General features: G+C 43.8%; 1 protein-coding gene. It reads left to right on the top strand.

The annotated features are described in order from the left end of the window. Window positions 1–511 (top strand): 5'-nucleotidase C-terminal domain-containing protein (locus CA600_RS30630; RefSeq protein ID WP_179281793.1); only part of this gene is annotated, 511 nt, incomplete at both ends.

Genomic DNA, 511 nt, shown 5'->3' with positions numbered 1-511 from the left:
TATTGTCGGTGGTCACAGCCATACACAACTGGATCAAGCCGTTGTAGATAACAGCGATCCAAAAGCACCGAAGCTTATTGTACAAACCGGTGAAAAAGGACTATTCCTTGGTAAACTTGAAGTTAAATTTAACAAAGATGGCGTACTAACTACTTGGAAAGACCAATTAATCTCCATCGATGCTAAGAATGGCGCTAACTATGTTATCGCAGAGGATCCTGAAGCCAAATTGATCTTGGAAACCGAATATAAACCGGGTATTGAGGAACTGGGCAATGAGGTAGTAGGTAATTCAGAGGTTGTCCTAAACGGCGTTCGTGACAATGTTCGCACAAAGGAAACCAATCTCGGTAACCTGATTGCCGATGGTATGCTCTTTGCAGCCAAAAAAGCTGGTACTAATGCTGTAATCGCCCTGCAAAATGGCGGCGGCATTCGCGAATCTATCAATGAAGGACCGATTACACAAAGCGAAGTACTCGGCGTACTTCCATTCAACAACGATCTGGTT

The organism is Paenibacillus sp. VTT E-133280 (assembly GCF_002264385.1).
GTDB classification, from domain to species: domain Bacteria; phylum Bacillota; class Bacilli; order Paenibacillales; family Paenibacillaceae; genus Paenibacillus_AQ; species Paenibacillus_AQ nitricinens.
Note: the sequence above shows the minus strand (reverse complement) of the source record. Positions and strands in the feature narration are given on the sequence as shown.